The sequence below is a fragment of the Streptomyces sp. SID12501 genome (genome assembly GCF_010550245.1).
In the GTDB taxonomy this organism is placed as follows: domain Bacteria; phylum Actinomycetota; class Actinomycetes; order Streptomycetales; family Streptomycetaceae; genus Streptomyces.
Genome location: NZ_JAAGLU010000686.1, coordinates 1 through 435 on the forward strand (window position 1 = coordinate 1; position 435 = coordinate 435).

Below are 435 nucleotides of genomic sequence, written 5' to 3' on the forward strand. Positions count from 1 at the left end.
CTCGCGACGCTTGCGGCGTACTCGTTCGCGTGGATGCGGTTCCCGGGCCGGGACGCCCGGTTCGTCGCCGTGTTCGCGCTGCAGGTCGTCCCGATCCAGGTCACGCTCATCCCGCTGCTGACGCTGTACGCCGACATCGGCGTGGCGGGCACGTTCTGGGCCGTGTGGATCTCGCACACGATGTTCGGCCTGCCGCTCGCGGTCTTCCTGCTGCACAACTTCATGCGGGAGATCCCGGGCGAGCTGATCGAGGCCGCGCGCGTCGACGGCGCCGCGCACGTCACGGTGTTCTTCCGGCTCATGCTGCCGCTGCTCAAGCCCGCGCTCGCGGCGTTCGGCATCTACCAGTTCCTGTGGGTGTGGAACGACCTGCTCGTGGCGCTGACGTTCGCCGGGTCGTCCAACACGGTCGCGCCCATGACCGTCGCGCTGTTC

General features: G+C 69.0%; 1 protein-coding gene. It reads left to right on the forward strand.

The window, feature by feature from the left end; translation table 11 throughout:
* The coding region (locus G3I71_RS47915; protein ID WP_164325248.1) for a carbohydrate ABC transporter permease at positions 1–435 on the forward strand (435 nt) is incomplete at both ends.